Consider the following 18561-nt stretch of genomic DNA (forward strand, 5'->3'; position numbering starts at 1 on the left):
CTACCATTGGTCACATGTCACCACGCCGCCCCAAAGACGACCGCGCGCCCAGCCAGGTCGATGTCGCCCAGCTGGCCGGCGTCTCGACGCAGACCGTCTCGCGCGTCATGTCCGGACAGGACACCGTCCGCCCCGACACCGCCCGGCGAGTGATGGCCGCGGTCGAAGAGCTCGGATACCGCGTGCACGCCGCCGCCGCTTCCCTCGCCTCCGGCCGCACACGCGTGCTCGGCGTGATCGTGGTCTCGACCGACCGCTACTCGTCCGCAGCTCTCGGCGTCGGCATCCAGCAGGCGGCCGCGGCGAACGGATACACCGTGACCACGGCGGCGGTCGCCGATCATGCTTCTGCCGAGTCCTTCCTGGAGGCCTTCGATCGGCTCGAACGTCAGGGCGCCGAAGGCATCATCCTCGGCGTGCCGGTCGAACTCGACAGCCCCGCGATGCGGGCCCGCACCGAGCGCACCCCCGCCACCCGCAGTGAGCGCACCTCACTCGACGAGGACGCCCCGCTCGCCGTGGACCAGCGCGCGATCGCCCGTCTCGCCGTGGAGCATCTCCTCGACCTCGGACACTCGACCGTCTGGCATGTGTCGGGCGACGACTACTGGACCGAGACTCAGCAGCGCAGCGAGGCCTGGGAGCAGACACTGCGCGATCGCGGCATCGCACCACCGCCCGTCATCCCCGCCGACTGGACGCCCGAGTCCGGCTACCGCGCCGGCCGCACGATCGCGGCGATCCCCGAGGTCACCGCGGTGTTCGTCAGCAGTGACGAGATGGCCTTCGGTCTGATCCGGGCTTTGCACGAGGCCGGCCGCAGCGTGCCCGACGACGTCTCCGTGGTGAGCGTCGACGACATCGCCCTGGCGGCTTACGCCTCGCCCGCGCTCACGACCGTCCGCCAGCCGTTCGAGGCGATGGGGCGGGCGGCCGCTCTCCGCGTCATCGCCCAGATCGAGGGGCACGAGGCCGTCGGCGAGGTGCCGTCGACCGATCCTCAGCTCATCGTGCGCTCGTCCACCGCACCTCCGCGCTCGGCGCCGTAGGGCGAACAACCAGGCTGTCGACGACCGCGGCCGCTTGAAGCGCACAGTCAGCCTCGGGGATCGCCCCCACGCTACGGAACTTCATTCCTGCACTCGAAGCGTTCGCGCCGAGAGCCACCACGAACCGTCCTAGAGCCAGTAACATGTTACATTTATTGTGACGCGGGTTTCGTTCACAAATGGAGGTAACGATGCTTTCTCGAAAGAACCTTGGTATCTGGTCGGCTGCTGCAGCTGCTCTGCTGGGGCTGCTCGGGGCTGCTACGCCCGCGCAGGCGGATGAGCTGCCAAAGGATTCGTTCGCCGATTTCACGGAGTCTTTGGGCGTCTCTACCGCCACGGCACTTGCCCTCGAAGCGAAGTTCGACTCTCTAGGCGCGGTTGATCAGCACGCGCTTCTTTCCTCACTGGCGACTGAGCCAGACTCAGTCTTCGATCTGCGTGCGGAATCTGAGGCCATCACAGCGGTTCCTGCGACCCCTGCCGTCAAGGGGGACGCGCTGACGGCTACTACGACGAGGGGCTACATGGCCAAAGACTCTCAGACCGCGTACATGCTCGGGATTCCGGTCCAGACGTTTACTAATGAGTTCAAGTACGAAGCGACGTCGACCAGCGTGACGCGGGTTCTGAGCTGCGACGGGTGGCATTCTGGGGTCGGTGTCTCCGACTCGGTCAACCGCTCGAGCTACATCAGTAGCGGTCGGGGAACGTGCAGCGTGATCCATCACATGAGCTTTGTCGTCAAGGGCTCACCGATCACCTTCAACAAGCAGCACCTCATCACGACCAACGGCGGCAAGCCCTCGGCTTATGTCGCAACCGTTCGAACGGTATGAGAGTCGAGCGCACGACATCTGCTCAACTTGGGCAAGGCTCCTCCCGATGGTCGATCCTCACCCTCGCCGTGTGCGGAGGCGTTCTCGCACTGTTCACCCCGTGGGCGTTTCTCGTGGAAGCCGCTCTGCTCGCCTTCGTGATCTTCCGGTTGACGCGACGGCCGCCCCGCACGGAAGCGATCGTCCTCGTGGTGTCCATGGTTATCCTCACGGTCGTGCTCGTGGCGCTCGTCGCGGCAGGCATCGCAGTTGTCAACCTTGAAGGCACTTACGACGGGAACTCCATCCCGCTCCCCTGAGCTTCGGCGGGATAGGGCGGCAGGTCACCAGCGTCCGTGGCGGCGCTCCCACTCGTCCTCGACCGTGCGGCGCCGCCCGGCGACGATGCCCGCGGGGATCGCGACGATCAGCACACCGGCGATCACGAGCAACGGGATCTGCCAGCCGGCGGTCGTCTCGTGGAGCAGCCCGATCAGCAGCGGGAAGGTGGCGGCGATCGCGTAGCCGATGCTCTGCACGAAACCGCTCAGCGCGACGGCACTCTCCGAGGTGCGGGCACGGATGCTCAGCAGCACGAGGCTCAGCGGGAACATGATGGCCGTGAGCCCGAAGATGCTCACCCACAGCGGCAGCGCGACCGTCGGGAACAGCAGGAGACCGGTGAGCCCCACCAGACCGCCGATGACGGCGACGAAGAAGAGTGGGCGCGTGGCCTGGAAGCGGACGACGAGGATCGGCACCAGCAGGGAGCAGGGCAGGCCGATCAGCGCGAACAGGGACAGCAGGAACCCGGCGGTCGCCGGGGTCACCCCGCCGATGTCGACCAGCATGGTCGGCATCCAGGCGAACGAGACATAGGCCATGGTCGACGAGGCGCCGAAGACGACCGCGAGCGCCCAGGCGAGCGGCAGTCGCCACAGGCGAGCGAAGTGACGCCGGTTCGCCGGCTGGGAGGAGATCGGGCCGGTCGCGGTCGCCACCGCATCCTGGAAGTCGTCGACTCCGTCGGTGGGGTCGGGGACGAGAAGCTCGGTCTTCACCGGCTCGTCGCGGCGCGACCCGTTCTTGAGCAGCAGCGCGACCCACGGCACGAGCGCGATCCCCGCGACGATGCCCCACATCCCCAGCGACACCCGCCAGCCGAGGGTGTCGGCAACCGGAACGGCCGCCAGCGGGGGCAGGAACGTCGACACCGCCAACGTGGTCGAGTAGATCTCCTTGGAGGTCGTCCCCCGCACGATCGAGTCGTCGATCAGCAGCACGTTCTTGCCCTGGAACTCGGTCGACATCGCGTTGAGCTTCTGGCGCACGCTCTTCTTGCGCACCGCCTGCCCCGGCATGATGAAGGTGCGACCGACGTAGCGGTTCTTGTAGAAGCCCTCGCGGTACTCGATGCCGAGCTTGCGCGCGACCTCCATCGCGGCGGGCCGCGAGGAGTCGGGGATCGGCATGACGACGTCGATCTTGTCCATCGGCACGTGCTTGGCGATCGTGTCGGCGAGACGGTCGCCCATGCGCAGACGCGACTCGTACACCGAGATGCCGTTCATGACCGAGTCGGGACGCGCGAGGTAGACGTACTCGAAGGCGCAGGGCGCGAGCGTCGCGGCCGTGGCGCACTGCTGGGAGAACAGCTCGCCGTCGTTGGTGATGAAGACAGCCTCGCCGGGCTCGACCTCGCGGACGACCTCGTAGTCGCCGTTCTCGAGCACGAGCGACTCGCTGGCGACGACCCACTCGTCCTTGCCCTCCGCACCGGGGACCGTCGAGGGACGACGCCCCAGGATCAGCGGACGGATGCCGAACGGGTCACGGAATGCGAGCAGCCCGTATCCGGCGATCACGGCGATCACGGCGTAGGCGCCTTCGATGCGCTCGTGCGTGCGGGCGACGGCCTCGAACACCCGCTCGGCGTCGAGGTCGACCGTCGACGTCGTGTTCTGCAGCTCGCCGGCGAGCACGTTGAGCAACAGCTCGGTGTCGCTCGACGAGTTGAGGTGACGGCGGTCGCGCTTGGCCATGTCGGCCGTGAGCTCACGCGTGTTCGTGAGGTTGCCGTTGTGGATGAGGATGATGCCGTACGGCGCGTTCACGTAGAACGGCTGCATCTCCTCTTCGTTCGATGCCGTGCCCTTGGTCGCGTAGCGCACGTGGCCGAGGCCGACGTTGCCGAGCAGCGCCCGCATGTCACGGGTGCGGAACGCCTCGCGGACCATGCCCTGCGCCTTGGCGTTGTGCATCACGCCGTTCGCCTCGGCGGTGGCGATGCCCGTCGCATCCTGGCCGCGGTGCTGCAGCAGCAGGAGTGCGTCGTAGATGTCCTGATTGACCGGGGCAGAGCCCACCATTCCGACGATGCCGCACATGGGCTCTTACTTCGCTCCGTCCGCGTAGGCGCCGACCAGGCGCACTGCTCCACCGTCGACGCCCTTGGCGCCCTGCTCGAATTCGCCGGCCGGACGCGGGCCGAAGCCGACGGTCCCGACCTGCCACGAGGGCATGCCCTCGGCGTTCAGCGCCGCGATCGCGGCATCTTTCTTGTCTGCGGCCACCACGGCGAGGAAGCCGATGCCGAGGTTCCAGGTGCCCTCCGCGGACTCGAGCGTGGAGCCGGCGATGTCGCTGAGCACCCGGAAGACGGGGCTCGGTGACCAGCTACTGCGGTCGACCTCGGCCCAGCTGCCCTGCGGGAGCACGCGCGCGAGGTTCGCCGCGATGCCGCCGCCGGTGACGTGACTGAGCGAGTGCACACCGCCACCGAGCTGCTCGATGAGACGCAGCAGGGGAAGAGTGTAGAGGCGGGTCGGCTCGAGGAGGGCCTCCCCCCAGGTGGTGCCGAAGTCGGCGGCGTTGTCGCCGTAGCCGATGCCGGCACGCGTGACGATGTGGCGGACGAGCGAGTAGCCGTTGGAGTGCAGTCCGCTGGAGGCGACCGCGATCACGGCGTCACCGTCCTGCACACGATCCGCGCCGAGGATGGCATCCGCCTCGACCACGCCGGTGGCCGCACCCGCGACGTCGTAGTCGCGCGGGCCGAGCAGTCCGGGGTGCTCCGCGGTCTCGCCGCCGACCAGCGCGGTGCCGGTGGCCGAGCACGCTTCGGCGATGCCGCGCACGATGTCGGCGATGCGCTCGGGAACGACCTTGCCGCAGGCGATGTAGTCGGTCATGAAGAGCGGCTTCGCGCCCACCACGACGATGTCGTCGACCACCATGCCGACCAGGTCTTGCCCGATCGTGTCGTGCTTGTCGATGGCCTGCGCGATCGCGACCTTCGTGCCGACGCCGTCGGTGCTGGTCGCGAGCAGCGGGCGACGGAAGTCGCGCAGCGCGCTGGCGTCGAACAGGCCGGCGAACCCGCCGACACCGCCGAGCACTTCGGGGCCGTGCGTCGCGCGCACGGAAGACTTCATCAGCTCGACGGCGAGATCACCTGCAGCGGTGTCGACGCCGGCTTCGGAATAGGGATTGGTGGGGGAGGCAGCCACGCCCCCAGCCTACCGCCCACAGGCAGTCCGACTCTCCGCGAGAGACGACCTCGGATCCGGACGCTCTCCCCGCCTACGATGGGGCCATGGCCGACAAGCCGCAGTGGCTCATCCGCGAAGACGCGAGCGTTCCGGTGCTCGTCGCGCTCGCGCTGCGCCAACAGCTCGGGATCCGGGCGCCGGAGGACCTTCCCGCCCTCCGCGATCTCGCCGTGCGCGCGCCGGACGCGACCGATGCCTCGCCCGCGGTGGAGGAGCAGTGGCGGCGCTACTGGGACATGACGGTCGAACCACGCGCACATCCCTCGGACGTGCCGCTCGAACTCATCGACGGGTTCGACACCCTCGTGGCCCTGCCCGCCACCGGCGCGGAGGAGCTCGCCACGGCCATCGCCCCGCAGGCGACATCCGCTCTCCTCTACGCGCACGCCGCGCACGACCGGTATGTGAGCTCGATGAAGAGCCACACCGGGGGCGACGCCTACCGCGCCTATGCGAGCGCGATCGCGGAGTTCGAGCGCGAGGTCGGCCGTCGCGCGCACTCGTTCGAGCTGAACGTGCAGGTGCTGCCGCTGTCGCAGCGCGGCATCTGGTGGATCGGAGACCTCACGGTCGCGGTGACCGACGGTCTGCGCCGCGACGTGGTGGCCTTCGACACCGCCATCCGCCCCGTGATCGCCGAGCTGGCGTAGCTCTCAGTCCTCGACGACGGTCTCGCGGTCGACCTGCACGACGCGGTCGTGCCGACGGGCGATGCGCTCCATCACGAGGCCCGTGACGCCACCCAGAGCGATGCCGATCGGCACGGTCCACAGCAGCAGGAAGCCGAAGACCTGCCCCGGCGGGTAGACGATGTCGAGGGCCTGCGACTCATCGAAGCTGCCCGTCCAGGTGAGGATGCCGGCGGCGATGATGCCCAGCACGACGCCGATGCCCATGAGCACGCCGTACCGCGGCACACGGCGCACGGTCGCTTCGACGGTCTGGTGGGAGTCGGTGGGGGCCATACGTCCATTGTCCCACCGTCGGCGGATGGCGGGAACCGGTTCAGCGGGCGTCGCGCCGGTCCCGGCCCTGCGAGGCGAGCATTTGTCGGGAGGAAGTACGGATGCCGGAGCGATCAGGCCGATTGCTCCCTGCATCCGTACTTCCTCCCGACATCCGTACCGGGGCTCTCGACTCAGACCTCGGTCGTCGTCTCGGCCGTCTCGTCCTTGCGGTTGCGCCGGGCGATCAGCACACCGCCGGTCGCCGCGAGCGCCACGACCACCAGGCCGCCGACGATCCACGGCCACACCGGGGCGCCGTCTTCGTCTGCGGGCTCGGTCACGGCGGTGACGGCGGTGGTGGCTTCGGAGTCGACCTCGGCCTCCTCCTCCACCGCGACGCCGCACTCGGCGTCGACCGGGATGACCGCGGTCACCGGGTCGAGCGCCTCGCCGGCGGCGTAGGTGCCGAACGCGGCCGCCCCCGCCTCGGTGAGTGTCGTCGGGATGGCGTCGAACGAGAGCTTCCCGTCGACGACCGCGGCATCACCGAGGGCGAACTCTGCGAGGCGGACGGCCTTCTGGTCGACGCTCTCGCCACCCTGCGTGGTGCCGCTCACGTCGAAGACGAGGTAGCCCTTGTCTCCGGCGAGTTCGAGCCGCGCGTTCGCGAGCGTCGTGTTCAGCGCGCCGTCGTGGCCGGTGAAGGTGATGCTGCCGCCATAGGTGATGACACCGGCGAGCGTCTTGTCGTCGAACGACCCGGTGCCGCTCTCCCACACGTAGTCCGGGTAGCGGTACTCGACGTCGGTCAGGGTCCAGCCGCCCTTCGCGATGCCCTCGATGTACGTGCGGAACGACTCCTTGTAGCCCCACTGAAGCGTGGCGCCCTCGACCGTGCACGCACCGATCACCGTCTTCGCGCGGGTGAGCGTGAACGCCAGACCACGGTCGACCGAGCCCTGCAGGGTGAGCGTGTGCGCGCCGTCTTCGAGGCTGGCGGGCAGCGTGCCCGACCAGGTCGCGACGCCCGCGGCATCCGCGGTCACCGTGTCGAGAAGCACCGGGGTCGAGTACACGACCACCTTGATGCCCTCTTCGTTCGGCTGGAATCCGGATGCGGTGATCGTGGCCGACTGCCCGGACTCGAGCGCAGCGAGGTTCTCCGCGTCGACGTCGATGCCGTCCGATGCCGGCGGCGCCGCGGGCAGGGTCGTCTTCGCCTTCACGGCGGCCGCAGCCACGGTGCCCGTGTTCCCGGCAGGCGCCGCCGCGACGGAGCCGATCGTGAACGTGACCGGGTTCAGGTCGGTCGAGTACCCCGACAGCACCCGATCGCGTCCGGCCGCGGTGAGCGATGCCGGAGCCGCGGTGTAGGTGACGGCACCGTTCGCCGAGACGCGCGCGGCCCGCGAGAGGTCGAGCGTCGCGAACGGCACCTGGGCACCGCCACTCGTCACGGACAGTGTCGCCGCGCCCGCCGAGGTGATGCGGATCTGCGGGTTCGACACGGTCACGTCGAGCACACCGTGGTGTCCCGTGAAGCGCACCGATCCCCGGTAGACGACGCTGCCGAGCCCGGTCTTCACGTCGAAGTCTCCCCCGACGGTCTGCCCGAACTGGAACTGGCTGCCCGAGCGCGTCGCGCCGTCGGAGACCGAGATCGCCCCCTGCGCGATGCCGCCCGTGACGTACTTGGCGAAGTCCGAGGAGATCGCCCAGCGGAGCGATCCACCGGGCACGCTGGCCGGCGGAGACGTCGGCGTCGTCGGCGGCTTCGGGTCGGTGGGCTTCTCGCCGAACAGCGTGCGCCACTGGGCGTCCGTGATCGTCACATCGCCACGCACGTAGATCGTGTCGGCGGTCGGCATCGTGTGCTGCTTCCACACGATCACCTCGTACGACTTCGTGCGGTCGAGGTTCTTCGCCGCCGTCGTGAGATCGACCGCGAACGCGCCGAACGTGATCTTCGTCACGTACTGCATCGCGAGGAATCCGCCGCCGGCCGTCACATCCGCCTCGGTGCCCTTCTCGATCAGCGCGGCATACGCGCCGGCAATGTCGCCCAGCTTCGAGGCCGCGGCCGTGACGGTCAGGCCGTCCTTCGCCGTCGCCGTCTTCACGGTCGCGCCGAGGGCGGGGCCCTCCGGGAAGATCGCGTTCCACTGCTCATCACTGACCGGCGCGGTGGCACGGGCGTAGATGGTGTCGGCGCCCGGCATCGTGTGCTGCTTCCAGACGATGACCTCGTAGGACTTCGTGCGGTCGAGCGTGTCGGCCGCAGCCGTCAGGTCGACGCTGAACGCGCCGCCGATGATGCCCCGCACGTACTGCATCGCGAGGAATCCGCCGCCGGCCGTCACATCCGCCTCGGTGCCCTTCTCGATCAGCGCGACATATGCACCCGTGATGTCACCGAGCTTCGAGGCCGCCGCCGTGACGGTCAGGCCGTCCTTCGCCGTCGCCGCCTTCACCGTGGCGGTGAGGCCCGCAGTGTCGCCGTAGTTGAGCGCGACGCTCTGCTCCTGGTCGGCGTTGACCACGCCACCCGCTGCGTACGTGTAGATGCCGTACGCACCCGGGGTCGCTGCCGCGTCCTTCAGAGTCAGGGTCGCCTCGAACGTGCCGTCATCCGCGATGTCGACCCACTGTGCGCGGATCGCCCCCTGATACTGCGAAGGAACCTGGTTCAGCACACCCTCGGAGAGCGCCCAGACCTGCGCTCCGACCGAGCGCGTCGACGACGCTGCACCGGTGGACGGCTGCCACGCGGAAGCGAAGTTGCCGAACACCACGTAGGTACCCTGCGGCAGGTCCTTCGGAATCGGGACCCCGCGACCGCCGACATTGGCCGCCGGGTCGTAGCCGGAGCCCTTCACCACGACCTTGTCGCCCGCCTTGAGAGCAGCGGTGCCGGCCGGCGTGGTGCCATCGGCCAGGAACACCTCGATCGCCGGGGAGAAGGTGGGCTCGACGAGCGCGTCCCACTCGGCATCGCTGATCGTGACGGCGCCGCGCGCATAGATGGTGTCGGCGTTCGGCATCGTGTGCTGTTTCCAGACGATGACCTCGTAGGACTTGGTGCGGTCCAGCGTGTCGGCGGCCGCCGTCAGATCGACGGTGAACGCGCCGCCCGTGATTCCCCGCACGTACTGCATCGCAAGGAACCCGCCGCCCGAGGTGACCTCCGCCTCAGTTCCGGCCTCGATCAGTGCGGCGTACGCGCCGGTGATCGCGCCCAGCTTCGAGGCGGATGCGGTGACGGTCAGCCCGTCCTTCGCGGTCGCGGTCTTCACCGCCGCGGAGGCGAGAGCGGTCTCGGAGTAGGTCAGGGCGATGCTCTGCTCCTGTGCGGCGTTGGTAACTCCGCCGGCACCGTAGGTGTAGACGCCGTACGAGCCGGGGGTCGCTGCCGCGTCCTTCAGCGTCAGGGTCGCCTGGAACGTGCCGTCATCCGCGATGCCGACCCACTGTGAGCGGATCGCACCCTGATACTGCTGCGGCACCTGGTTCAGGACACCCTCGGAGAGCGCCCAGACCTGTGCTCCGACCGAGCGCGTCGACGACGCGGCACCGGTGGACGGCTGCCACGCCGAGGCGAAGTTGCCGAACACCACATACGTGCCCTGCGGCAGATCCTTCGGGATCGGAACCCCGCGCCCGCCGACGTTGGCCGCCGGGTCGTAACCCGAGCCCTTCACGACGATCTTGTCGCCGGCCTTCAGAGCAGAGGTGCCGGCCGGCGTCGTGCCGTCAGCCAGGAACAACTCGATCGCCGGGGAGAACGGCGTCTCACCCGGGTCGGTACCGGGGTCAGTGCCCGGGTCCGTACCGGGGTCTGTTCCGGGGTCGGTACCGGGATCCGTACCCGGGTCGGTACCGGGATCCGTTCCCGGGTCAGTTCCGGGATCCGTACCCGGGTCGGTTCCCGGGTCGGTTCCGGGGTCCGTCCCCGGATCGGTACCGGGATCGGTGGGCACGGGACCGAACACGGCGTCCCACTGCCCCGCGGAGATCGCGACGTCGCCGCGGCCGTAGATCGTCGTCTCGTTCGGGTTCGAGTGCTTCTGCCACACGAGCACCTCGTAGGACTTCGTCCGATCGAGCGAGCCGGCCGGCGCATCGAGCGTGAACGTGCTCGCCCCTCCGGCGACGGTCGGCATCACGAACGCCGCGTATCCGCCACCGCCGCTGAGGCCGGATTCCGTGCCCTTGACGATGAGGGCCGCGTAGGCGCCTTCGACCTCGGGCAGGCCGCTCGCCTGCACGTGCACGCTCACGCCGGACGTGGCCGCGGAGGCGACCGTCGCCGTGACCGTGGCGCCGGCAGCATGCGCGGGCGGGACGATCACCGCACCGGCCGCGACGAGGAGGAAGGAGACGAAAGCGGCGAGCAGCACGCGTATGCGGGTGCTCGCTGAGGATGCTGTGGCTGTGGCGTTCACGGTTCTCCACGGCTCCGGGCACGCAGAAGAGCGCGCGCCGGCGGTGCCGCAATGCAGTCGGGACGAAGGGTCGAATGTTGGTTAGGCTTGGCTAAGCAAGCCGCCGTTCCTGAGCGTAGAGGTGTGGATCAGCGCGCGTCAAGTTTTAGGATAGCCTTGCCTAATGCGTCGCGTCTTTGCCGTCTTCCTCGTCGCCGCTCTCGCCATGGGTCTCACCGCGTGCGCCGAGCCCGGAGCGACCGCCGCACCACCCGCCACCGCCGAAGACACCTGCCCGCAGGCATCCGTCCCGCTCTCCTCGCTCGACGTGATCGACGACGTGCGCGGATATGAGGGCCCTTCCACCGCGTGCCTCTCCAGCCGCGCGATCGAGGCCGTCGACGACGACACCGCGCCGAAGCTCCCGGTCACGGTGACCGACAGCGAAGGCCGCGAGATCGAGATCACCGATGTCGACCGCATCCTCCCGATCGACATCTCGGGCACGATCGCCTCCACCGTCTTCGCCCTCGGACTCGGCGACCAGGTCGTCGGCCGCGACGCGTCGACGGTCTTCGCCGGCACGGAAGACCTCCCGGTCGTCACCAAGACCGGACACACACTGAACGCCGAGGCGATCCTCGAGCTCGCGCCGACCGTCGTCCTCACCGACACCACGATCGGTCCGAAGGAGGTCCGTCAACAGCTGCGCGACGCGGGCATCGCGGTCGTGGTGATCTCCAGCGATCGGCGACTCGACACCACCGACGAGCTGGTCACCGAGATCGCCACCGCCCTCGGGGTGCCCAGCCGGGGCGAGGCGCTCATCGCGCAGCTCGACGCCTCGGTCGACGAGACACTCGCCGAGATCGCCGAGGTCGTGCCCGCCGACGAGTCCGATCGCGCGCGCATGCTCTTCCTCTATGTGCGCGGCAGCGCGAACGTGTACTACATCTTCGGGGAGGACTCCGGCGCCGACTCCCTCATCGACGCGGTGGGCGGGGTCGACGTCGCGGCCGAGATCGGCTGGGAGGGCATGAAGCCGATGACCGCGGAGGCCCTCGTGGCGGCGCAGCCCGACGTGCTGGTGATGATGACCGACGGACTCGAGTCGGTCGGCGGCATCGACGGCTTGATCGAGCGGATCCCGGCCGTCGCCGAGACACCGGCCGGAGCGCACCGTCGGGTGATCGACATGGCCGACAGCGAGATCCTCAGCTTCGGCCCGCGCACCGCCGATGTGATCGGCGCCCTGGCCCGCGCCCTGTACGCCCCCGAGCCCGCGAAGTGACCGGCGAGGTCGTCACTCCGACGCCGACCAGGCACCGGGGGCTCCGGTTCGCCCTGGTGACGGTCGGCCTGGTCGTCGCACTCGCGATCACCTGCGTCGTCTCGATCACGAGCGGGCAGTACGACCTGTCCCCCACCTCGCTGGTCGGCGTGCTGCTGCGCGGCATCGGCATCGACACCGCTTGGGCCCCCTCGGCATCCACCGACTACGGCGTGATCTTCAACCTGCGGATGCCGCGCATCGTGCTCGGGCTCCTCGTCGGCGCCGCGCTCGCCGTCTCGGGCGTGCTCATGCAGGCGATCTTCGGCAACCCCCTCGCGGATGCCGGTGTCGTCGGTGTCTCCTCGGGCGCGGCGCTCGGAGCGGCGGCGAGCATCACGTTCGGACTCGCGACGTTCGGCATGTGGACCACGCCCGCCTTCGCCTTCCTCGGCGGACTGATCGCGGTGTTCTCGGTGTACTTCATCAGCCGATCCGGAGGCCGCACCGAGGTCGTGACGCTGCTGCTCACCGGCATCGCGATCAACGCCATCGCGGGCGCCGGCATGGCCTTCTTCACCTTCCTCGGCACCACGTCGACCCGCGAGCAGATCGTGTTCTGGCAGCTGGGTTCGCTGAACGGCGCCCTGTGGTCGAACATCCAGCTGGTGGCCCCACTCGTGCTGATAGGCGTGGTCGTCGCACTGATCGTGGCACCCAGCCTCGATCTCTTCGCCCTCGGCGAGCGCACCGCGCGTCACCTCGGTGTCAACGTCGAGCTGCTGCGGATCGTGGTCATCGTGACGGTCGCCCTGTTGGTGTGCGCGGCCGTCGCCTTCGCCGGGATCATCGGCTTCGCCGGGCTCGTCGTACCGCACCTGATGCGCATGCTGATCGGCCCCGCCCACCTGCCGCTCGTGATCGCCTCGGCGCTCGGCGGCGCACTGCTCATCGCGGTCGCCGACCTCGTCGCTCGCACCGCCGTGCCGCTCGCCGACCTGCCGATCGGCATGATCACCTCGCTCGTGGGCGGCCCGTTCTTCCTGTGGCTGCTCGTGCGCACACGCCGTCGCTCGGGAGGATGGGCATGACCGCGCGGCTCCGCGGCACGGGGCTCACGGTGCACGTCGGCGAGGGGCGGACGATCCTCGACGATGCCTCCATCGAGATCCACAGCGGCGAGATCCATGCACTCGTCGGGCCCAACGGCGCCGGCAAGTCCACCCTGTTCGGAGTGCTCGCCGGCGATGTCACCGCGCAGGCCGGCACGGTCGAGATCGACGATCAGCCCATCGCACAGATCAAGCCACGCCTGCTCGCCCGCGAACGCGCCGTGCTGCTGCAGGAGAACGCGGTCACCTTCCCCTTCAGCGCCGAGCAGGTGGTGCGCATGGGCCGAACGCCGTGGGCGCGCACGCCGGCGGCGGACGACGACGACGAGCGGGTGGCCGCCGCCATGGCGCAGACCGAGGTGACGGCGCTCAAGGCCCGCGCGGTGCCCTCGCTCTCCGGCGGCGAGCGCGCCCGCGTCGCTCTCGCCCGGGTGATCGCTCAGAGCACCGGCATCCTGTTGCTCGACGAGCCGACCGCCGCCCTCGACCTCAAGCATCATGAGGATGTCATGCGGCTGATCCGTGGACGGGCGGATGACGGCATCGCCGTGGCGATCGTGCTGCACGACCTCAATGCCGCACTCGCCCACGCCGACCGGGTCACGCTGCTCTCCGACGGCCGGGTCGCGGCGACGGGCACGGCCGCCGAGGTGCTGACGGCCGCGCGGATCGAGCAGGTCTACGGCCAGGCGGTCGACGTGTTCCCGCATCCGGCCACCGGGGTGCCTTTGGTGGTCGCTCGGCGCTGAGTCGCGTCCCGGCCACGCGCGCCGGACTACTCCTCGTCGCGCAGGGAGCGGATCATGCCCCGGAGGATCTTCCGCGCGCCCGCCTGCTCGGCCTCGGTCATGCCCGACAGCATCCGGACCTCGACCGAACGGACGGCGGCGGTCGCCTTCGCGAGACTCTGCCGGCCACGGTCGGTGAGGCGGGCGGGGAGGGCCTTCCCGACCGGCGGCTCGGCGGGCCTGGTCACGAAGCCGTCCCGCTCGAGGGCCTGGAGCAGCACGTTCATCGACTGGCGGGTGACGAACGCGCCGCGCGCGAGCTCGGAGTTCGAGAGGCCGGGGCGCTGGGAGAGCAGCTCGAGGCAGGAATAGTGCGTGATGGTCATGCCGAGCGGGCGCAGTACCTCCTCCATCGAGGCGCGGAGAGCGCTGGACGCCTCCTTCAGCAGGTAGCCCAGCGACGTGTCGAGCTCGATGCCGGCGCGATCTTGACTCATGTCAGTAGTCTGACATACGCTTGCTCATGTCAGAAAACTGACACGAAACGAAGGACTCTCGTCATGCCCGTCACCGGCCCCGACTTCCTCTCCCTCCAGGCGCGCGACCTCGCCGCCTCGCAGGCGTTCTATGAGAACTACCTCGGACTCATCCGCTCGCCGGCGGGCCCCCCGCACGCCGTCGTGTTCCAGACGACGCCGATCGCGTTCGCGCTCCGGGACATCGCGCCCGGCACCGACCTGACCGATGTCGCGCAGCCGGGAATCGGCGCCGCGATCTGGCTGCACGCCACCGACGTCCAGGCGATCCACGATCGACTCGTCGCCGGCGGCCACACCATCGTGGCCGACCCGATCGACGGCCCCTTCGGTCGCACCTTCACCTTCTCCGACCCCGACGGCTACCGGATCACCCTCCACGACCGGGCATGACCCGCACCCCTCCGGGGCGGACCGCCGTCACCTCTGCGTGCGCTCGCGTTACGGACGAACCGGGAGCACGTCGCTGAGATCTGCGCGCGTGCCGGAGGCATGGATGCGACCGGCGGCCGCGGCATCCGTCCACGCCTCTGCGCCCGTGGCCACCGCGATCCAGGTCGCGGCATCCATCTCGACGACGTTCGGCGGTGTGCCGCGCGTGTGGCGGGGGCCCTGGATCACCTGCACCGCGCCGAACGGAGGCACTCGGACCTCGACGCTGTTGCCCGGCGCCTTCTCGTCGAGCAGCTGCAGGAGGTAGCGCACGGCGGTGGCGAGGTCGGTCCGCTGCGGCTTCGCGCCGGCGGCATCCGCGTCGCGAACGGCATCCAGTGCCGAACGTCCGTCGATGATGTCGATCTTCCTGGCCATCGCTCAGCTCTCCCCCACGACAACGACCGACCAGGCCCCGACCGCGTCCCGACCCAGCCCGTTCGCCGTGACCTCGGTCGCGGCATCCATACCCATGTCGATGCGCTGCGGCTCGCCGTCGCAGACCAGGTCGTCGGTGCGGATCGTCTGCGACATCGCGGAGCCGCCGGCATCCGATCCGCTCAGCGCGATGTCGGCGCTCATCGTCTCGGGACCGAAGCACGCGAACAGCACCGAGACGATCGCCGTCGGCTCATCGAACGCGGCGGTGACCCCGCCTTCGCCGACGACATCCGAGAGCGGGGACGCCAACCCGGCGAGCGTCGCGAGAGACCCGGCGACCTCGCGGGAGTCCTGCGTCGCCATCCAATCCTGCACGGCGTCGGTGTCGACCTCGGGCGTCGCGGAACACCCGGTGAGCACCGCCATCAGCACCGCGCCCAGCGCGAATCCCCGCCATCGCCTCATCCCGCGAGCCTACCTTCGGCGCGCGTCCGCGTCGGCGACGCGGACCCCACGAAACGGGGATCATGGAGGCATGAGCATCGCCCTTCGCCCCTGGACGCCCGCCGACGCGGAAGCTCTGCAACAGGCGTGGCAGACGGCGCCCGACCTCGCCACCCAGTTCGGATCCGCCGAGCTCACCTCGCCCGCGGCGGCGCGCGCCTACATCGACGAATCGCTGCTGTTCGACGAGCGGGCGAGGAACTGGGCGATCGTGGACGACGGTGTCGCCGTCGGCAACGTGGCAGCCACCGCGATCGAGCTCCGCCACGAAACGGCCTGGATCTCGTACTGGCTCGCACCCGCCGCCCGCGGCCGCGGACTTGCGACGGACGCCGTGCTCGCGGTGTCCGATTGGGCGTTTCGGCACGGGCTTCATCGACTCGAACTCGGCCACCGCGTGAACAACCCCGCCTCGTGCCGCGTGGCGACGGCATCCGGCTTTCGGGCGGAGGGGGTCGAACGCGAGAAGCTCCGATACGGCGCCGAGCGGTTCGACGTCGAACTGCACGCGCGGCTGCGCAGCGACCCCGCCCCCGCTTCGTCGTTGTCGCTGCCGTTGTCGATGGCGTGACCCGCACCTTTCGGCGGCGTCGCTCGCCGCGCTCGGCGGGCCGGGAAACGCGGGCCACGAACGCCCGACGCGTCCTAAGCTCGGACGCATGAGCATGCATCCGCAGGGCACCCGCGCCGAGCTGCTCGCCGCCGTCGCCGACCACTCGTGGGGCGTACGGATCCCGCCGCTCGCCGACCCGCACAACGCGCACGACGCCGCGGTGCTCATCCTGTTCGGGGTGCTGGACCGCGTCCCCGCCCCGACGGCCGATGCCGCTGTCGCCCGCGACCTCGACGTGCTGCTGCAGCGGCGAGCGCCCACTCTCTCGTCCCATCCCGGACAAGTCTCCTTCCCCGGCGGCCGAGTGGAGCCCGATGACGCCGATCTGGTCGCCACGGCGCTGCGCGAGGCCGAGGAGGAGACCGGGCTCGATCCGGCCGGCGTCGAGATCCTGGCCACGCTGCCCGTGATCCCTCTCGCCGCGAGCAACCACCTCGTCACACCGGTGCTCGCCTGGTGGCAGTCGCCGTCGAGGGTCGTGGCCGTCGACCACGCCGAGACGGTCGAGGTGTTCCGGGTGCCCGTCGCGCAGCTGCTCGACCCCGCGACCCGGTTCACCTCGACGCTCACCCGGATGGGCCGCACCTTTCGCGGACCGGCGTTCGACGTCGACGGGACGATCGTGTGGGGGTTCACCGCGATGGTGCTCGACGCCCTCTTCGACGCCACCGGCTGGACGGTGCCCTGGGACGCCACGGTGGAGCGGACCGTCGAGGTCTGAGGCGGTCTGCGGCGGTCTGCGGCGGTCTGCGGCCCAGACTCCGGGCCACCACCCGTTCACAACTCCTCAAAAACGTGCCGATAGACGACGACACGCCGCCGAAGCGCGCCCCGGAGGGCAGTTTCTCCTGAGTTGTGAACGCGCCACACGCCGAAACCCGCCCCGCGAGCCTCGGTAGTCTGGACGGGTGAAGATTCTCGTCCTCGGTTCCGGTGCCCGTGAGCACGCGATCATCCTCGCCCTGCGGGCCGAGCAGACGGAGCACGAGATCTTCGTCGCTCCTGGCAACGCCGGCATCGCGCAGGATGCGACCCCCGTCTCGGTCGATCCTCTCGACGGCGGAGCGGTCACCGCATTCGCCCACGAGCACGCGATCGACCTGGTCGTCGTCGGGCCGGAGGCCCCGCTCGTCGCCGGAGTCGCCGACGCCCTGCGCGTCCGTGGGATCCCGGTGTTCGGACCGGGCAAGGCTGCGGCCCAGCTCGAGGGCTCGAAGTCGTTCGCGAAGCGGGTGATGGATGCCGCCGGAGTGCCCACCGGACGTGCCGTCCGTGCCGCCAGCACCACCGAGGTCGAGGCCGCGTTCGACGATCTCGGCGCTCCGTACGTGGTCAAGGCCGACGGCCTCGCAGCCGGCAAGGGCGTCATCGTCACGTCCGACCGCGCCGAGGCTCTCGCCCACGCGCAGCAGTACCTCCCCGCGGGCCCGGTGCTCATCGAGGAGTTCCTCTCCGGCCCCGAGGTCTCCCTGTTCTTCCTGAGCGACGGCGACACCGTGCGTGCGCTCAGCCCCGCGCAGGACTTCAAGCGCGCACTCGACGGCGACGCCGGACCCAACACGGGCGGCATGGGTGCGTACTCCCCGCTGCCGTGGCTCGCCGAGCAGTTCGGCAGCGAGCAGGCCTTCGTCGAAGAGGTCACGCGTGACGTGGCCCTTCCCGTGGTGCGGCAGCTCGATGCGGAGGGCACGCCCTTCATCGGGCTTCTCTACGCGGGTCTCATCCTGACCCCGGCGGGTGTGCGCGTGATCGAGTTCAATGCGCGCTTCGGCGACCCCGAGACGCAGATCGTGCTGCCCCGACTGGTCACTCCCCTGTCGCAGCTGCTGTTCGCCGCGGCATCCGGCACCCTCGAGGACCAGCCGGAGCCCGAGTTCAGCGACGACGTGGCGATCACGGTCGTGCTGGCGAGCGAAGGCTACCCCGAGGCACCGCAGACCGGACGCCCGATCGAGGGCCTCGCGGATGCCGCGGCCGTCGAGGGCGTGCGCCTCGTGCACGCCGCGACCGCGAGCCCGGATGCTCCCGGCGGATCGCTGATCGCGACCGGCGGCCGAGTGCTGAACGTGGTGGCCGTGGCCTCCGACTTCCGCACCGCGCGCGACCGTGCGTACGAGGCCATCGCCCGTATCCGTCTCGACGGCTCGCACTACCGCACCGACATCGCCGCCCGCGTCGCGGACTAGCCGGCGGGACGGC

General features: G+C 69.8%; 18 protein-coding genes and 1 pseudogene. 11 read left to right on the forward strand and 8 right to left on the reverse strand.

Going from position 1 to position 18561, the window contains the following annotated elements:
• The first annotated feature begins 14 nt into the window (after window positions 1–14).
• From OC372_RS16130 to OC372_RS16140, 3 genes are all read left to right on the forward strand, one after another.
• Complete coding sequence (locus OC372_RS16130; RefSeq protein WP_105710752.1) at window positions 15–1049, forward strand: LacI family DNA-binding transcriptional regulator; 1035 nt, start codon at window positions 15–17, stop codon at window positions 1047–1049.
• 191 nt (window positions 1050–1240) lie between these two features.
• Window positions 1241–1888: a hypothetical protein gene (locus OC372_RS16135; RefSeq protein WP_105710751.1), complete on the forward strand. Its 648-nt coding sequence runs from the start codon at window positions 1241–1243 to the stop codon at window positions 1886–1888.
• A 113-nt stretch (window positions 1889–2001) separates the two neighbouring features.
• Window positions 2002–2187: a hypothetical protein gene (locus OC372_RS16140; RefSeq protein ID WP_146114823.1), complete on the forward strand. Its 186-nt coding sequence runs from the start codon at window positions 2002–2004 to the stop codon at window positions 2185–2187.
• Between the two features lie 24 nt (window positions 2188–2211).
• Here OC372_RS16140 and OC372_RS16145 read toward each other — a convergent pair whose 3' ends face one another.
• The 3 genes and pseudogenes from OC372_RS16145 to purM all read right to left on the reverse strand — a co-directional run bounded on the left by OC372_RS16145 (window position 2212) and on the right by purM (window position 5376).
• Window positions 2212–3126, reverse strand: coding sequence for a CynX/NimT family MFS transporter (locus OC372_RS16145; RefSeq protein WP_262003140.1), 915 nt, complete (start codon window positions 3124–3126; stop codon window positions 2212–2214).
• Window positions 3100–4254 (reverse strand): annotated as a pseudogene (purF, locus tag OC372_RS16150) (amidophosphoribosyltransferase); the annotation flags it as partial. The gene OC372_RS16145 and the pseudogene purF, both read right to left, overlap by 27 nt.
• A gap of 6 nt (window positions 4255–4260) precedes the next feature.
• Window positions 4261–5376 carry a phosphoribosylformylglycinamidine cyclo-ligase gene (gene purM / locus OC372_RS16155; RefSeq protein WP_029263720.1) on the reverse strand — a complete coding sequence of 372 codons (1116 nt, stop codon included), beginning with the start codon at window positions 5374–5376 and terminating at the stop codon, window positions 4261–4263.
• An 86-nt stretch (window positions 5377–5462) separates the two neighbouring features.
• Here purM and OC372_RS16160 point away from each other — a divergent pair, with 86 nt between their 5' ends.
• Window positions 5463–6068, forward strand: a complete 606-nt coding sequence (locus OC372_RS16160) for a zinc-binding alcohol dehydrogenase (RefSeq protein WP_105710748.1) — start codon at window positions 5463–5465, stop codon at window positions 6066–6068.
• A 3-nt stretch (window positions 6069–6071) separates the two neighbouring features.
• Here the strand turns inward: OC372_RS16160 and OC372_RS16165 are convergent, their stop codons facing one another.
• The gene (locus tag OC372_RS16165) at window positions 6072–6383 is read right to left on the reverse strand and encodes a hypothetical protein (RefSeq protein WP_029263722.1); all 312 of its coding nucleotides are present in this window, start codon (window positions 6381–6383) and stop codon (window positions 6072–6074) included.
• 173 nt (window positions 6384–6556) lie between these two features.
• Complete coding sequence (locus OC372_RS16170) at window positions 6557–10807, reverse strand: HtaA domain-containing protein (protein WP_262002801.1); 4251 nt, start codon at window positions 10805–10807, stop codon at window positions 6557–6559.
• Between the two features lie 163 nt (window positions 10808–10970).
• Here OC372_RS16170 and OC372_RS16175 point away from each other — a divergent pair, with 163 nt between their 5' ends.
• From OC372_RS16175 to OC372_RS16185, 3 genes are read left to right on the forward strand one after another with little or no spacing between them, the layout of a single operon-like run.
• The gene (locus OC372_RS16175; RefSeq protein ID WP_262002802.1) at window positions 10971–12077 is read left to right on the forward strand and encodes a hemin ABC transporter substrate-binding protein; all 1107 of its coding nucleotides are present in this window, start codon (window positions 10971–10973) and stop codon (window positions 12075–12077) included.
• Window positions 12074–13147: a FecCD family ABC transporter permease gene (locus OC372_RS16180; RefSeq protein WP_105710745.1), complete on the forward strand. Its 1074-nt coding sequence runs from the start codon at window positions 12074–12076 to the stop codon at window positions 13145–13147. Before OC372_RS16175 ends, OC372_RS16180 begins: the two co-directional genes overlap by 4 nt.
• Window positions 13144–13917, forward strand: coding sequence for a heme ABC transporter ATP-binding protein (locus tag OC372_RS16185; protein WP_262002810.1), 774 nt, complete (start codon window positions 13144–13146; stop codon window positions 13915–13917). Before OC372_RS16180 ends, OC372_RS16185 begins: the two co-directional genes overlap by 4 nt.
• A 26-nt stretch (window positions 13918–13943) precedes the next feature.
• On the opposite strand, the gene OC372_RS16190 is transcribed toward OC372_RS16185, so the two are convergent.
• On the reverse strand, window positions 13944–14393 hold the full coding sequence (locus OC372_RS16190) for a MarR family winged helix-turn-helix transcriptional regulator (protein ID WP_262002812.1): 450 nt from the start codon (window positions 14391–14393) through the stop codon (window positions 13944–13946).
• A 63-nt stretch (window positions 14394–14456) separates the two neighbouring features.
• On the opposite strand from OC372_RS16190, the gene OC372_RS16195 reads away from it, so the two are divergent.
• Window positions 14457–14825: a VOC family protein gene (locus OC372_RS16195; protein ID WP_262002814.1), complete on the forward strand. Its 369-nt coding sequence runs from the start codon at window positions 14457–14459 to the stop codon at window positions 14823–14825.
• A gap of 48 nt (window positions 14826–14873) precedes the next feature.
• On the opposite strand, the gene OC372_RS16200 is transcribed toward OC372_RS16195, so the two are convergent.
• Entirely contained in the window at window positions 14874–15242 is a 369-nt protein-coding gene (locus OC372_RS16200; protein WP_262002816.1) for a sterol carrier family protein, read from the reverse strand.
• Between the two features lie 3 nt (window positions 15243–15245).
• Window positions 15246–15710, reverse strand: a complete 465-nt coding sequence (locus OC372_RS16205) for a hypothetical protein (protein WP_262002818.1) — start codon at window positions 15708–15710, stop codon at window positions 15246–15248.
• Window positions 15711–15780: 70 nt separating this feature from the next.
• Between OC372_RS16205 and OC372_RS16210 the strand changes: the two genes are divergently transcribed.
• The 3 genes from OC372_RS16210 to purD all read left to right on the forward strand — a co-directional run bounded on the left by OC372_RS16210 (window position 15781) and on the right by purD (window position 18548).
• Window positions 15781–16320 carry a GNAT family N-acetyltransferase gene (locus OC372_RS16210; RefSeq protein ID WP_262002820.1) on the forward strand — a complete coding sequence of 180 codons (540 nt, stop codon included), beginning with the start codon at window positions 15781–15783 and terminating at the stop codon, window positions 16318–16320.
• Window positions 16321–16408: 88 nt separating this feature from the next.
• Window positions 16409–17083: an NUDIX hydrolase gene (locus tag OC372_RS16215; RefSeq protein ID WP_262002822.1), complete on the forward strand. Its 675-nt coding sequence runs from the start codon at window positions 16409–16411 to the stop codon at window positions 17081–17083.
• Window positions 17084–17270: 187 nt separating this feature from the next.
• Entirely contained in the window at window positions 17271–18548 is a 1278-nt protein-coding gene (purD, locus tag OC372_RS16220) for a phosphoribosylamine--glycine ligase (RefSeq protein WP_105710740.1), read from the forward strand.
• Window positions 18549–18561: the final 13 nt, after the last annotated feature.

Origin of the sequence: Microbacterium sp. Mcb102, assembly GCF_024519805.1 — a bacterium.
In the GTDB taxonomy this organism is placed as follows: domain Bacteria; phylum Actinomycetota; class Actinomycetes; order Actinomycetales; family Microbacteriaceae; genus Microbacterium.

Excerpts from the sequence above, each read along its gene's own strand:
- OC372_RS16165 (WP_029263722.1), bottom strand. The coding sequence starts at position 6,383 with ATGGCCCCCACCGACTCCCACCAGACCGTCGAAGCGACCGTGCGCCGT.
- OC372_RS16175 (WP_262002802.1), top strand. The coding sequence starts at position 10,971 with ATGCGTCGCGTCTTTGCCGTCTTCCTCGTCGCCGCTCTCGCCATGGGT.
- OC372_RS16200 (WP_262002816.1), bottom strand. The coding sequence starts at position 15,242 with ATGGCCAGGAAGATCGACATCATCGACGGACGTTCGGCACTGGATGCC.
- OC372_RS16205 (WP_262002818.1), bottom strand. The coding sequence starts at position 15,710 with ATGAGGCGATGGCGGGGATTCGCGCTGGGCGCGGTGCTGATGGCGGTG.
- OC372_RS16215 (WP_262002822.1), top strand. The coding sequence starts at position 16,409 with ATGAGCATGCATCCGCAGGGCACCCGCGCCGAGCTGCTCGCCGCCGTC.
- OC372_RS16195 (WP_262002814.1), top strand. The coding sequence starts at position 14,457 with ATGCCCGTCACCGGCCCCGACTTCCTCTCCCTCCAGGCGCGCGACCTC.
- OC372_RS16190 (WP_262002812.1), bottom strand. The coding sequence starts at position 14,393 with ATGAGTCAAGATCGCGCCGGCATCGAGCTCGACACGTCGCTGGGCTAC.
- OC372_RS16185 (WP_262002810.1), top strand. The coding sequence starts at position 13,144 with ATGACCGCGCGGCTCCGCGGCACGGGGCTCACGGTGCACGTCGGCGAG.
- OC372_RS16160 (WP_105710748.1), top strand. The coding sequence starts at position 5,463 with ATGGCCGACAAGCCGCAGTGGCTCATCCGCGAAGACGCGAGCGTTCCG.
- OC372_RS16130 (WP_105710752.1), top strand. The coding sequence starts at position 15 with ATGTCACCACGCCGCCCCAAAGACGACCGCGCGCCCAGCCAGGTCGAT.
- OC372_RS16135 (WP_105710751.1), top strand. The coding sequence starts at position 1,241 with ATGCTTTCTCGAAAGAACCTTGGTATCTGGTCGGCTGCTGCAGCTGCT.
- OC372_RS16210 (WP_262002820.1), top strand. The coding sequence starts at position 15,781 with ATGAGCATCGCCCTTCGCCCCTGGACGCCCGCCGACGCGGAAGCTCTG.